The sequence below is a fragment of the Methylobacterium sp. 88A genome (assembly GCF_000376345.1).
Lineage (GTDB): Bacteria > Pseudomonadota > Alphaproteobacteria > Rhizobiales > Beijerinckiaceae > Methylobacterium > Methylobacterium bullatum.
Map to the genome: position 1 here is coordinate 1 of NZ_AQVT01000004.1, position 13,499 is coordinate 13,499.

The 13,499-nt window shown below is 64.6% G+C and carries 11 protein-coding genes and 1 pseudogene; 7 read left to right on the forward strand and 5 right to left on the reverse strand.

Features of this window, described 5'->3' with window-relative positions; translation table 11 throughout:
* Window positions 1-391 (reverse strand): ParA family protein (locus A3OM_RS0123170; protein ID WP_157196594.1); only part of this gene is annotated, 391 nt, incomplete at its 3' end.
* Window positions 392-618: 227 nt separating this feature from the next.
* Between A3OM_RS0123170 and A3OM_RS25570 the strand changes: the two genes are divergently transcribed.
* A complete protein-coding gene (locus A3OM_RS25570; protein WP_026176348.1) occupies window positions 619-1,278 on the forward strand; it encodes a hypothetical protein in 660 nt (219 codons plus the stop codon).
* 916 nt (window positions 1,279-2,194) lie between these two features.
* On the opposite strand, the gene A3OM_RS0123190 is transcribed toward A3OM_RS25570, so the two are convergent.
* Window positions 2,195-2,875 (reverse strand): recombinase family protein, encoded by a 681-nt coding sequence (locus A3OM_RS0123190; RefSeq protein ID WP_018046190.1) that lies wholly within the window; start codon window positions 2,873-2,875, stop codon window positions 2,195-2,197.
* A gap of 424 nt (window positions 2,876-3,299) precedes the next feature.
* On the opposite strand from A3OM_RS0123190, the gene A3OM_RS0123195 reads away from it, so the two are divergent.
* The 6 genes from A3OM_RS0123195 (at window position 3,300) to A3OM_RS24670 (ending at window position 11,448) form a co-directional block, all read left to right on the forward strand.
* Window positions 3,300-3,548 carry a hypothetical protein gene (locus tag A3OM_RS0123195; protein WP_018046191.1) on the forward strand — a complete coding sequence of 83 codons (249 nt, stop codon included), beginning with the start codon at window positions 3,300-3,302 and terminating at the stop codon, window positions 3,546-3,548.
* Between the two features lie 434 nt (window positions 3,549-3,982).
* Window positions 3,983-8,293, forward strand: coding sequence for a phage tail tape measure protein (locus A3OM_RS24890; protein WP_081612773.1), 4,311 nt, complete (start codon window positions 3,983-3,985; stop codon window positions 8,291-8,293).
* A 403-nt stretch (window positions 8,294-8,696) separates the two neighbouring features.
* A complete protein-coding gene (locus tag A3OM_RS0123210) occupies window positions 8,697-9,512 on the forward strand; it encodes a hypothetical protein (RefSeq protein ID WP_018046193.1) in 816 nt (271 codons plus the stop codon).
* 376 nt (window positions 9,513-9,888) lie between these two features.
* The gene (locus tag A3OM_RS0123215) at window positions 9,889-10,128 is read left to right on the forward strand and encodes a hypothetical protein (RefSeq protein WP_018046194.1); all 240 of its coding nucleotides are present in this window, start codon (window positions 9,889-9,891) and stop codon (window positions 10,126-10,128) included.
* Between the two features lie 208 nt (window positions 10,129-10,336).
* Window positions 10,337-10,861, forward strand: coding sequence for a hypothetical protein (locus A3OM_RS0123220; RefSeq protein ID WP_018046195.1), 525 nt, complete (start codon window positions 10,337-10,339; stop codon window positions 10,859-10,861).
* On the forward strand, window positions 10,858-11,448 hold the full coding sequence (locus tag A3OM_RS24670; RefSeq protein ID WP_018046196.1) for a hypothetical protein: 591 nt from the start codon (window positions 10,858-10,860) through the stop codon (window positions 11,446-11,448). The genes A3OM_RS0123220 and A3OM_RS24670 overlap by 4 nt, the downstream gene beginning before the upstream one ends.
* 96 nt (window positions 11,449-11,544) lie before the next feature.
* On the opposite strand, the gene A3OM_RS24675 is transcribed toward A3OM_RS24670, so the two are convergent.
* The 3 genes and pseudogenes from A3OM_RS24675 to A3OM_RS0123245 form a co-directional block, all read right to left on the reverse strand.
* Window positions 11,545-12,183 carry a hypothetical protein gene (locus tag A3OM_RS24675; protein ID WP_157196595.1) on the reverse strand — a complete coding sequence of 213 codons (639 nt, stop codon included), beginning with the start codon at window positions 12,181-12,183 and terminating at the stop codon, window positions 11,545-11,547.
* A gap of 701 nt (window positions 12,184-12,884) precedes the next feature.
* Complete coding sequence (locus tag A3OM_RS0123240) at window positions 12,885-13,262, reverse strand: hypothetical protein (protein ID WP_018046198.1); 378 nt, start codon at window positions 13,260-13,262, stop codon at window positions 12,885-12,887.
* Window positions 13,262-13,499 (reverse strand): annotated as a pseudogene (locus A3OM_RS0123245) (ParA family protein); the annotation flags it as partial. The gene A3OM_RS0123240 and the pseudogene A3OM_RS0123245, both read right to left, overlap by 1 nt.

A 13,499-nucleotide genomic window follows, 5' to 3' on the forward strand; every position in this document is an offset into this window, starting at 1 on the left:
CGAGCGTCTGGATCGCCTCCACGGTCGGCGCAGCGGCTTTCAGATCGGGCGCGGAAGGGCGCACCGGCACCAGGCACAAGCTGGCCTCACGCATGGCCCTGTTGACCGCCGGGCCGAACGTGCCGGGCGTGTCGATGACCAGGAGGCTCGTCTTCCCCCTCGATCGCACGTCCTCGATCCAGGCCGTGAGCTTCGCCGCCTCGACCGACCGGAACACGATGTCCCCGGCCTCGCGTAGGCGTCCCCACTCGGCGAGCGTGCCTTGCGGGTCCATATCGACGGCGACCACCGACTCGCCGGCCTCGACGGCGGCCACGGCCACGGATGCCGCCATGGTGGACTTGCCGGACCCACCTTTCTGGCTGGCGAAGACCAGGACGTTCACGGACACCCCCACTTAGCCACGCAAACCCGCACACACGCGGTTGCGTCACCCCGCAGTGTGCCTCAGTCGATCAGGGATGACCAGAGCCCCACATGTCCACGCAAACCCGCAGACACTCAAACACATCTCCATTGGGACGACCGTAGGGTACGCGAACCGATCGTTGCTGCAGGTTGCAGTTCGTGGGATGACGATACTAAGAGCCGAGTTTGTTGCCATCGGAGGCAGTCAACGTGCCGAGTACATCGATATTCTCCAAGCGATTTGACGAACTCGACAAACAGGCATCTGACATTGAAGCCACAAAACAACCGTATGCGACACAAATGAACTCTGGCGTCAAAGTAGATGACGATCTTCTGCTTAACTGGAGGGTCAAGGTAAGGCATCTGTTGTCAACGGTTTGCAAGAAAGACTCTGAGCACTACCAACAGTTTGTCAAAAGCGAGGAAAGTAGTGCGTGGGGTGGCAACCATCCCAGATTTGTTAAGTTGAGATCAGTATTCACTGCAGCAAAAGAAGACTATGAGGGCGGCTACCTTAACCACTTTCGCAATCTTGTGCAGGCAGATGTGTTTGGGGATGAGCTCGAGCAGGCCAGCGAGCTTCTATCTAATGGCTATGCGACAGCGGCGGCCGTAATTGCCGGAGTGGTCCTTGAGACCGCGATTAGGCAACTTTGCACCGACAACGGCATCCCGACGGGAAAGCTCGATCGAATGAACGCCGACCTAGCGAAGGCTGGGATCTACAACTCGCTCGTCCAGAAGCAGATCACGGCTCAGGCTGGCGTCAGAAACAGCGCCGCCCATGGGAAGCCTGACGAGTTCACCGACAAGGATGTGGCCGGCTTGATCGCCTACACCGAGACTTTCCTTGCAGAGCGCCTCTAGGGCCAACGGGCCGTGTCATGGGTCTGCATCGGTCGGCGCATCCGCCGGCCGGTACGGGTGACGGTTGAAGTCCCAGAGCTCGACCCGGCACCCCGGCAGCATTCCCGATCCCCGATGCGCCAGGCGAGGGCAGGGCTTCGCGAGCTCTCTGCGCACCATGTCCAGGTTGGCATCGGCGCCGAACCGCTCCGCGAGACGGGCCAGCCGATAGCGTCCCCGGCGCCAGGGGCACAGGCTGCACCGAAGCTCGAGAACGATGTACGGAAAGTCGGCGATGGTTTGAGGGAAGCGCATCCCTCTAGAATACGAGAACAAATTAGGAACAAAAGCCGGATCGCCAATGTGCGACATATTGTCGTGTTAAGGCGGCCAGGCGATGAGTTCGTTCGCGTCGACTTTGGATAACCCTGCCATTCTAGGCCGGTTGGGTTACCGGCTGCATTGAACGCACTGGCCAATCGTGGGCAGAATACCCCGAAGGCAAGGCCTTGCGGCCCTGCCTCCGAGGGCGGTTCACCTTCGGCACCGGGGAGGGCGCGGTTCGCTCTGCCAAGATTGGCCGCGTCCCCTCGGATTCGCCCTGTCCACTAGTGAGTGTGGATCAGGATGATGTAGCCGATGATCCCAACCGCGTGCCCTACAGCGATGAGGCTGTAGGCCAGAGGGATCGTCGCCATCTTATCGAGCTCCTTTCCAAGTCACGGCCCTTCCCGAAGCGGGATGACCGAGCTGGAAGTGTGTAGGAGCCGTCCGGCCGCGTCGACCGAAAACCGGATCCTCCTCCACAGGGAATACAGCCGGATGTTCCCGTTGTGTTCCGCTGGAACCGTTGCGCGGCGCGGCCCCCCTCCGGAACATCAGTCGCGACTGTCCGCTGAAAGCCCGACCTTTCCATACTGTCACTCGTCCTCGCGGATCACGCCGCCCTCTTGAGGATGCGATCCACCTGGACCGCCGTCCACTCGCCGCCGCGTGCGGTCTCGACCTTGCGGGCGTTGAGCTCCGCCGCGATGGCGCGGAGCGAGGTAGCGCCGGCAGCGCGGATGTTGGTGATGAGCGGCAGGACGTTGGCCGCGAAGGAGTCGGCCTCGACCCGCTGGACCTTGGCACCCTTGGCCGAGGCCTCCGCCAGGTTCGTCTTGTTCCCGAGGACGCCGGTCCCGACCTTGCCGGCGAGCGCCGCCTTGGTGCGGGCGGAGATCATGGCGCGCTCTTTCTCGGCGAGCGCCGCGTACAGGTGCAGGACGAACGGGTCCACGCCCTCGCCGAGCTCGGCGACCAGGAAGGGCACCCGCTGCGCCATGAGGCCGGCAATGAACGCCACGTCGCGCGACAGGCGATCCAGCTTGGCCACCACCACCGGGCACTTGGCCTTGCGGGCGACATTGAGGGCGGCGGCAAGCTGGGGGCGACGCTCCAGGGCATCGGCGCCCTTGCCGGTCTCGACCTCGACATGCTCGGCAACGACCACGAACCCACCGGCCTCGGCGAAAGCCGCGATGGCCTTGCGCTGCGCCTCGAGTCCCAACCCGCTCTTGCCCTGACGATCCGTCGAAACGCGGAGGTAGGAAACGAGGGGGCGGGGGGTCGCGGTCATGGTCTCAACTCCGTCTGTAACAACTTCATACGAGCGTTTGGAGTTGTTACGCAAGCCCTTTCCTCGGCCTCATGCGAGATTTTCGCCGGCCTCAACCCTCACGATGAAATGCATCCTTCCAGACAATTCGGGCCGTGGGCGCCGGGCCTCGACCAGGCCGAACAACGAGCCCGCCTTCGATCCCTCCGCGCCATCGCGCGACTCCTCGCCGGCCCCCGCGCCGCCGCGATGAACGCCCTGTTGCTACAGGCCGAGACCGACCCGGCCGCCCTGGAGCCCGCCGCTGACGAGCTCGAGCGTCTCGCCCCCCTCGACCGGCGCCGCATTCTCGCGGCCTTCGCTGCCACACCCTACCCGCCGACCGTGGGAACCCTCTCGCGGTCTCGCCCCTTCCTGCGCCACACCCCGCGCCCCTGGAGCTCTCATGTCCCGCTTCGCCGTCGCCCTGGTGGCCTTCCTCCTCACGGTCGCCTCGCCGCCTGACGCACGGGCGCAGGACGCGGACCAGGTTAGGGCGATGAACGCGGTCTCGGACATGGCCAGGGCACAACGCGACCAGGCGGACAGCCTCCGCCGGATGGAGTCGATCCAGCGCGACCAGGCCCGCCGCGCCGACAGCGCCCGTCAGAACGCAGAGCGAGACAGTAGATCGATGCGCAGGTTCGATCGCTAGTCAGTCTTCGTCAGCTTTTTGTGGGCTGGACCAGCCAACACGTCGAGTAGAGCTTCAAGGGCAACTTGAGCATCCCGCGCCGTCAGAGCCACGGCCGGCACCTGCTCAGCCTCAGCCCGCTGGGCCACGCCTGAGATCATCAGCGCGAACGTCTCGACCATCTCGGCTAGGTGACCGGGCCGGCTTGCATACTCTTTCCCGAACACCATCCGCCCCCTGCGCAAGCTTCGCATTCGATCACGAAGTCATACTACAGTAGTCGGTTTTTTTATCCGAACATACCCCCCGGCTAACGGTGGGGCCTACATTTACGCGACCTCCAAAAGGAATATTTAATCGGCCACCTCATCCAATCAGGTACCTGAAATTATTTCGGGTACCTTTTTCGACAACTCTCACCCCAACGCCGGCAAAGATCGGCGGAAAGAAAAACTATGTCTATCGAAACTGATGTCAAATTGACCTTGAAGGCGGAGGACCGCGCGTCCGCCGTTGTCACCGGTCTACAGAACAGGGTGGACGCCCTGGCCAAATCGGTCGCCGCGCTGGCCAAGATCAACGTCCCCGGCCTCCAGGCCGCCACCAAGGCCAACATCGCCCCGAAGGCCGCCAACCCCTTCCGGCTCGACCCGAAGGCCGCCGACGCCCTCAAGACCCGCTTCACCGCCGAAGCCCGTCTCGCTCGCCAGCGCACCACCCAGGCCGCTGCGGAGGACCGCCAGAGGCGCCAGTTCGAGTCCGCGGCAATCCGCGCTTTTCGCGAGCGCCAGGCCGCCGCTGCCAAAGCGACCCGTCAGCGTCTCGCCGAGATCGGAGCCATCGATCGGGCCAACAGGCGCGCCGCCGACGCCGCCGAACGTGACGCCGCTTCGACCCTCCGCCGGCAGATCGCTGGCGATCGGTGGCGCTTCCAGCTGCGCAACCGGATGGACCGTCAGGAACGCACCGACCGAGAGCGGGCTCGCAAAGAGACGATCGGACGAGGCCGCGATGCCTGGCAGCATGGGCGCGATGCCGTCCGTGACACCACCAGGCCCGTGGGTGTGGCCGCCCTCGCCGGCTCCGCAGCTGCCACCGCCGCGACCAGGAAGATCCTGACGGCCGAGAGCGCCGTCGATGCCGCCGAGATCAACGCTCAGAGCTACGGTGGCTTGTCCAAGGAAGCCGCCCGCGACCTCCGGGACAACTGGGCCGCGCCGCTCGCCGAGACCCTGGGTGTGGAGAGTGCGAAGCTCCTCACCGCCTGGACGGACTCCGTGAAGCTCGGCATCCCCGCCGCTGGTGCGAAGGCCGTCGCAGAATTGACGACGCAAACCTCGGCCGCATGGGAAGTCCCCTTCGAGCAAGTCTCAGACATTCTCGGAACGGTCAACTCGATCTTGACTAGCAAAGGCGACAAGTTCGACGCCGGCAAGCTCAAGTCCGTCGCAAATACTATCCAACATCTTGCCGCAAATCAGAGCACGACGCCCGAAAAGCTCCTCTCGTACCTACAGCGCGGCGCAGGTGGCGCCCAAGTTCTGGGAATGAGCCAGGAGAGCGGGTTGGCGTTTGGCTCGGCCTCCACGTCGCTCGGCAACCAGGCCGGCACCAGCGGCCGGCTCATGGATCATGTCGCCAGCAGGCTCATGCAGACGCCCCGCATCGCCAAAAAGCGCGGTGATGAAGGCGACGCCGCTCGAGATTTCGTCCGCGCCCTTGGGTACGGAACGGCTGAGAGCATGGAAATGAAGAGGAGAGCGGACCCTGACGCCTTCCTTCCAGACTTCTTCGATCGCTTCAACAAGATCAGAAACCCAAAACAACAGGACAAGGCGCTCAATTACTTCTTCCAAAAAGAATTTCTTGGCGAGGGCGGAAGAATAGTTAAAGGTGCGGAAACATATAAGGAAGCAGTTAAGCTTTCCAAAGAAGCAAAGCAGTTCGACGCTATTGGAAAGGTTTGGGAACTTCACCGAACAAAACTGAGCTTTGTCTTCAAACAATTTCGCGCATCATTTCTCAATGTCTTGGGTGAATTCGGGAAAGTCATCTCGCCAATGGCTCGCCAAGCCGGCGATTACTTCCTCGGGTGGTCCGCTCAACTGCGAAACGGCGGTCTCGCCGCACGTTTCCAGGCTGGCCTTAAGGGACTCATCGAAGGCCTGGGCTTCCGCAACCTCCCCGCGCTCCTCGAGGGCGTCTTCGGCAAACCAGGCGAGGGCAGCGCTGGGTCCATCAAGGCCTGGGGCGATGCCGCTCGAGGCTTTGGGGCCGGCTTGAAGGATGCGGGCAGCGTCATCAAGGGCCTCTTCTCCGTCTTCACGGCCGGCGACACCTCGCCCGAGACGGTCGGCAGGTGGACGGCCAGGATCTTGGCCTTGTCCGCAGCCCTGTTGATCCTCTCGCCAGTCCTCACGGTCCTAGGCGGTCTCGCCAGCGCCATCTTGGCGATCGGCACGGCCGCCGCCGCCACGTTCTCCGCCTTCAAGGTGGCGAGCATCCTCGGCAACACGGCGGGGCGCACGGTGGGCGGCCTCGGCCTCATCGCCGGCCGCCTCGTCAGCGGTCTCGTCGGCGGCCTGGGCCTCGCCATCGTCGCGGAGCTCGGCACCCGGCGCGGTGAGATCGCGACTCTCATGCTCGAGGCGACCAAGGGGCTCTTCGCCTCCATGGTCCAGGGCATCCGCGATGCGCTCGCTGAGTGGAAGCAGGGCGGCCTGGTGAACGGCGTCCTCCGCTTCCTCGACCCCAACTTTGCCCCCGACCCGGCGAAGGCACCCTCGACCCAGAAGCCTGAGATCGGCGCCGACAGGGGCGTGATCGACAAGGCGCTCGACTGGTTCCGTGGAACGCCGCCGGCTCCGGCCACGACCTGGCGCGATCCCCCGGCCAAGGCGACCGTCGAAAAGCAGTCCTACGGCATCGATCCAGCCGCGTTGCGATCCTTGATCCAGCCGGCCTCTATGCAGGTGGATGGGGACGATCGTCCGGCAGATCAACATGGCCGCGTCGCCCTCGACGTGGTGTCGCTCGCCAGCGCCGGCCGCGTGATCGGGGAGTCCTTCCTCGAGCGGATCATGGGCCGCCTGGTTGTCGAGGCTCCGGTCGCCGGCAGGCCCGCGACGGCCGAGAAGACCACATCGGATGATGCATGGCGCGGCCTCCTGGTTCCGGCGACCTTCCGCGTGATCGATGACCTCGGGGACGGCGTAGAGCGTTTGAACCGCACCCTCGCGACCTTCGGGAGCAAGGGCTTGTCGTCGTCGCTCACGACGCCCTCGACGGCGCCCTCGACGGCGTTCGGGAGTGCCGGGGACGTCACCGCCGGCTTCTCCTCCTCGACCAGCAGCAGCGGCAGCGGTGGCGGCCGACAGGTGCCGGGATGGTACGGGCGCGGCTCCGGCGGCAACGTCGACTATGACTCGAACGTCAACACGAACGATGGTCGGCGGTCTCGCGGCGCCACGACGGCGGAGGGCAAGGCGCGGGTCGCATCGTGGCAAGCTTTCCTCGAGAAGCCCGTAGATGCCGGCGGGCTCGGGATGCCACCGGGCAAGGCCCAGGCAACTATTGCGATGATGCAGGGCGAGTCGGGCGGCAACCTCGACCCGAAGGCCGCTGGCGACCACAAGAACGGCGTCCCCCAGTCGTTCGGTACCGCCCAGTGGAACGTGGGGGCAGGCCGGTTCGGCAAGCTCCAGGCGCTCGCTCAGAAGATGGGGAAGCCGTGGCAGGACATCGAAGTCCAGCAAGCGTTCCTACGTCAGGAAATGCTGGGCTCGCACCGTGCCGCCTACGATGCGATGATGGCGGCGAAGACCGATGAAGGCACCCTCCGCGCCGGGATCGCGAAGTTCGAGAACCCCCAGAAGCACGACCTCGCGCACCAGATCAGGTTGCCGTTCTTGAACCGCTTGCGGGGACAGGGCGGTGATGCCCCTGGGGGCCAGGCCGGTCCTGTTGTCGGCGGCGTCCATCCCCTCGACGGCAAGGGCCGCTTCTCGTCCGACTTCGGAATGAGGCGGCACCCGATCACGGGCCAGTCGAAGTTTCACGCGGGCGTCGATCTCGCCGCGCCAGCCGGAACTGTGGTACAAGCGATGCGCGACGGCATTGCCAGCATCGATCGATCTGGCGACGTGAAGCTGGCGCACGATGATGGAAGCTCGACCACGTACCGGCACATCCAAGCCGGCATCGAGGCGGGCGCCAAGGTTGCTTCCGGCCAAGCCATCGGTCGCCTTCGGGCGCACGACCCGCGCAGCACCGGGCCGCACCTGCACTTGGAAGCTCGCGATCCGAAGGGCAATCTGTTCGATCCGAAGCGGCTCTTGGCGGGCGCTCCTGTTCCGACCGGGATGAGCCCAGAGGCGCAGAGGGCCGCGAAGTCACTGGCCATCCCGAAGACGGACATCGGCGACGGCATGACCTCGACCGGCTGGCGGAAGGCCGGCGAGCTCGCGGGCCAGCCCGCACCTAGCGCGCCAACACCGCCGTCGGCGGCAGACTTGGCCTCGAAGGTGCCGCTACCGCCAGCGAGGCCAAAGGGCATCGGCGGGGCGCATGAGCTCGAGGATGGCAAGTCCGGCCCCAAGCCGAACAAGGCCGGTCCTGGCGGCAATGGGGGCAGCAATGCGCCTGGGGTCAGCATCGTGATTCATGCCGGAAACCAAAGCCCCACCGAAATGGCCAGCCAGATCCAGCGGCACGTGACGGAAGCCTGGGGCAACCGGGCTCATGATCTCGAGCCCGAATATTCGTGATGACGAGGGCGGGCCTGGTGCTCGCCTAAGTACCTTGTGGGTCAAGCAAGTAACGTTGTGCGACCCATAAAAGGGGGCTGGAAATAGGGAAAAGCGGACAGAAATGGCAACTTTCCGTTATTTTCCAGAGGCTTAACCCAAAAATTAAATGGGGTGATTATCTCCAACGCAAAAACCCCGCCCACGACCAACAAAGGTCACGGAACGGGGTTTCCGGCAACAACAACTTAGATCAACCTCAGGGAACGTCTGAAACCGTCCCACAAACCTCGAAGCCAACACCTTGGACAATAGCACGAAACCCTCAAATCACCAAAAGCCATCGCTCCGGCTCTCAGACATCCACAAGCTGATCTCCGGCCGATACGATGGCCCCTGCCGCACCGCCGACGCCGAACGCTACATGATGGCCGCCATCCCGGAGTTGATGCCCCGCGCGAGAACCTGGCGGTACGCTGTGTCCTGGGTGAAGGACTGGACGCCCATCCTTCTCGAGGAGCACGACGAAGAGTTCATCCGGGATCGCTGGACGAAGGTGGCGAACCGTGAGTGCCCGAACCTCACCACCGACCAGCTGTCGAAGTTGCTCGCCGTCGCCGACTACGAGCCGTTGCGCTTCGGCCTGTGCTGCATCCCGGCCGCCTCGAGGACAGACAAAATTCGGGCCGCCGATCGGAAGGCCAAGCGCCGACTGGCCGACGCAGCCAGGCACGCCGCCGCCGGACACACGCCCCGATCGGAGTCGCTCCAGGCGAAAGAGCCCTGGAAGGCTGCAGGCGTCAGCCGGAGCACATGGTTTGCGAACCGCAAGGCCGAGCGTCTGGCGCCCCTGGTAGAGGCGGAAATCCCTGTGCTGGACTCATTTGCGGCCACCGTTTCCGTTGTCCCCTCCTGGACTGATTTGCGGCCATCGGATCCTCTACCGTCCTTGCAGCCCACATCCGGCCAGGAGGAACCGCAGGACGTTGCGCCAGCGAATGACAACCCGCCGCCCGTCACCGAGGTTGGCTATCGCGGCCGAGTCCTCGACCTGCCGCCAGAGAAGATCGACCACATCCTGTTCATGCACCCCGCGCTCCGGCAACGCCTCCCTGACCACCTCGACACGATCGACCGGGCGATGAGGAGGACGACGACGCCGTACTACAAGGTTGTTCTCCGGAACTTGCTCCAGGACGAAGCGCGCCGGGCACAGCGGATGAACAGGCTCGCCGCGTAGGACCAAGCATTGTTGTTGCTCGAGCGAAGCGAGGAACCGGACGTCACGAGCACGTCGTCAGCTGGGTTGATGCTGGTCCCTACGTGGGTCCGGCGTTGCCGGCACAATGGCAGCCGATCCTCACCATGGCCGGATGTCTGTGAATAGGTCTGTTTTCTTACGGATTTTGAGGGTCCGTGAGGGTCAGCTTGACAAAACCAATTCGATGAGGCATAATATTCCTATCTTGCCCATTCTGTAGCTGGCCACCGTGGCTCACCCAGAGCGGGCTTTTCCATGCCCAAACCACGGGCGCCTCGACCATCACCTGACCCACAGCCGGCCACTAGCGACGCCCCGCGCTCGCTCGCCTCGCCGTGCCTGAACCAGAAGCACAATGACCATCATGAACCCCAACGGGGAGGCCGGCGCCGTTGTCGTCGGCGTGATCCTCGACCCCGATCTCGGCGCTGCCCTCGACACGGTTTGCGGCGAGACCCTGAGCTCCCGAGCCGGATACGTCCGTCGCGCGCTTGCCGAGAGCTTGCGAGCCAGCGGCCACCTGGCCACCCCGCCCGCCGCACCGCCGCGCGCCACCCACCGTCCATACGGCCCCAAGGGGCAACGCCGGCTATGAACCGCCCAACCCAAATATCTTTTACGGTCTCTAATGAGATGCGCTCTGCGCTGGAGGACGTGGCGTTCGAGCAGGATGAAAGTTTGTCCGCCGCCCTCCGCCGCATCGTCGCGAGCTACCTTCGCGATGCAGGCCGGATGAGCTTCAAAGCTGCACCGAGTCACCACCTGGGCCAGACGAACGGGCGATACGCCGCGCGGGGGCGGTCATGAACCTCGCCGACGCCACCAGCATCGCCAACCAGTTCTGCACCCAGAACGGCATTGCCGCCGACCAGGACCGACTAGCCGTACTCGGGGCCGCCCTCTCCGGCGCCGTCGAGCATGACGCTGCCACCGGCCGCCACTTCGTCCTCGACACGGACGGCAGCCGGATCGCCCGCTTCCGCGATGGCGAGCTCGTCGAGATCGATCCCGTCGAATGGCTCTCTGAGCTCACGAAGTCCGATCCCCGCCGACCCGCGCGGAAGGCGCCTGCAACGCCAGCAGAGCCGGCCGATCCTAACGCCTGGGTGCCCGTCAAGATCGGAAGCGGCACCGGGTACCGACGCGCCGACGATCCCATGCTGGGCATCCTCAAGGCCATCGGCGAGAGCCATGACGCCGCCCTCCTCGCGGAGATCCCGACGTGGCCGAATCCATGGTCGAAGACGCACCTCAACAGGACACGCCAGACCATTATCACGAACAAGAACCCGGCCCTCGCGGCACAACTCAAGGCGAAGGCCGCATGACGACCCCCACCACAGTCGCCGAGGCCAAGGCCCTCGCACTCGCCGAGCTCGAGGCCCATCGCGAACGGAAGCGCCGGGAGCGGGAAGCCAAGGCCGCCGCCGACATCACCGCCGAAGACGAGATCGCACGGACGATCCTCACTCGCCGGGAGGAGGAGGCCCACCAGGCTGCAATGCGGGCCGAGCGCGAACGGCACTACGCGAGGCGCGAGGCGCAGATCGAGGCCAATCGCCAGGCTGAGAGGCAAGCCAAGCTCGCCGCCGACCCCCGGCTCCTCATCGCCGAGACCCCGGCCCGCCGGCTGGCCAAGCTCCTCCGCCAGCGGTTAGGCGACGATTTCGAGGCCTTCGCGGCCGACATCCAACAGACCAATTTCAAGCTCTTGCAGATTGAGATCAGGCGCATCCCCGACGATGAGCGAGCCCAGGCCCTGCACCGTGAGCGTGAGGTGATCGCGGCCAAGCTCCGGGCCGAGGCCGAGAAGTTGCCATCGCCAGAATCGGAGGAGGAACGGGCGATCCTCGAGAGGCATGGTTTCGGACTAAGCCCGATCCGGAAGGCCGAACTCGACGCGGGGGCGCTGTAAGCCTCCAGGACGGCCGCAGACGGTCGCGACTTAGGGAAGGCGCCAAAAACTCATGGCGGCCTCTGGCGGGCTACCCCCGCACCAGGAAACAGCCATCTAGCTCGGACCTCCCCGCTCCACCATCCCGGAAGCCCTTCCGAACCGTGCGAGAGCTCGCTCGAGGGGAGATTCTGGGTCGACCGGCAGCTGCTCACCCATAATCACCCCCCTCTCCGAGGTAACTTGTCTTTGGGCGAGATAACGCGGGGCGCCCTGGGTGGGTGCAGGCGGGCGACGGGCCGGTGAGGCAGGTGCCCTCTCGAGACGACGGCGAGCGTTGGCCTTGGCGAACGACTTGGCGAAGCTCGATCCAAAGCGCCACAGCACGGGTTTGCGATGCAGGCCGGTCTCTGTGGCGCGATGCACCGATCCGGCCGGTACCAGGTCTCGATCCAGGAAGCCGACGTCCTGCAGGATCTTTAACGCACCCCTCACCCTGGCCTCGCTCAGCCCGAGCTCGACGTGATCGGCAAGGGCGCGCCGGTCAATCGGGAAGGCCAACACGAGGCGCTTGGGCGAGCTCCAGAAGCGGGCGAGGAACACGGCCAAGGCCATGGCCGCGTCGCGGTTCCGGTAGCTGCTCAGGGCGACGACCAGGCGGCCGAGCACGTCTCGCGGGAGGGTGTAGGGTCCGGCCGGCGACGGCGACCACGGACCACGGGCACGTCGCGGCTTGACCGCCAACGGCTTCACCATCGGCGAGGCCGCGCGCTTAATTTCCTCGTTGAACACAGCTTCGCCCCTCGGGTCGCGAGACCCGCCACGGGGGCATGGGCACTGCCGGCAAAGCTTCGCCGTTGAGGAAATCGGTCGATTTCCCCTTGCGCGAGGCTGGGTTTTGGGGAATCATTCTGACGCCAATCGAGAATGATTTCCCGGCCCTGCCGGCATGTGACCCGCCCTTACCAGGCGGGTTTCGTGTTTTCAGTACCTCTCGACGCTCGAACGACTCGGGCGCGCGGTCACCGTAGCCTCGCCGTTAACGATGACGCAATAGGCGCGGACGGAATCATTCGTAGACGACGCAAGGCATCATCCAAGCTTTTGCCGGTAGATTTATTTGCGTGTGATTTGCAATCACGCAAATGAGAAACCGATTTGCAAGCAACGAAGCCGTTATCCAGAGTTTCCGGGTGGATCGGATGGTGCATCGGCCTTGCCTCGACGCCAACGGCGCAACTCCGTCAGCAGGCCTGTAACGGCGACGATGACCGCCGCCATCCCGGAGGCGATGGCAACGATGGTTTGGCTGTCCGGCATGAAGGCGCCTCGGGGAAGCATCGATCGATGCTTCCCATTCTGACCCTAATCGCTAAAGGCGCCGTTAAGCCCTTGTTTACCATTCCATTTCGCGTGGAAGCGGGTTTGCGGGTTCGTGTGACAGCGGGTTTGCGTGGCTAGATCTCATCCTCGTTCATGCCACGGTCGATCCCGTATTCGCGCATCATGAGGAGGAGGCCCTTTCGGTAGAGGGCCTGCGCCGTGGTGCCCTCGTCCAGAGCGAGCCGCTTGATCGCTTTGAACGTCGCCTCTGAGGCGTACAGCGAGACGTGGGGCTTCTCGTACCGGACACGCATCTTGAGGCCGGCCTTGTTGTCGGCGCCGTCTGGGATTTCGCTATCGGCCACGATGCGCTTTGCGGGTTCATGAGTCTGCGCGGTCGCGGGTTTGCGTGGTTGCGTGGTTGCGGGTCCACTCTCAACTGAGGGCGCGATGGGCTTCTTCCCGAACACGTCGCCCCCGGCGAGGGGGGTCCGCTTGAACGGCTTGGCCATCACTTCGTCTCCAACTTCGTCGCGATGAAATTCCAAAGCGCCTTGATCTCGGCGGCCGCCTTCCCGCTCGGCGCGATCTCGGTAACGCCAAGCCCCGATGCCATCGAGTCGATAAAGTCCGTCCTGGTGGACACGGCTGGCGCGACCTCGCCCCCCGCCTCCAGGACAGCCACCGCCTCGGCCGTCCGCACGGGCGTGACGGGGTTCGTGCCGTTGAGGACGAAGGCGAACGGCCGG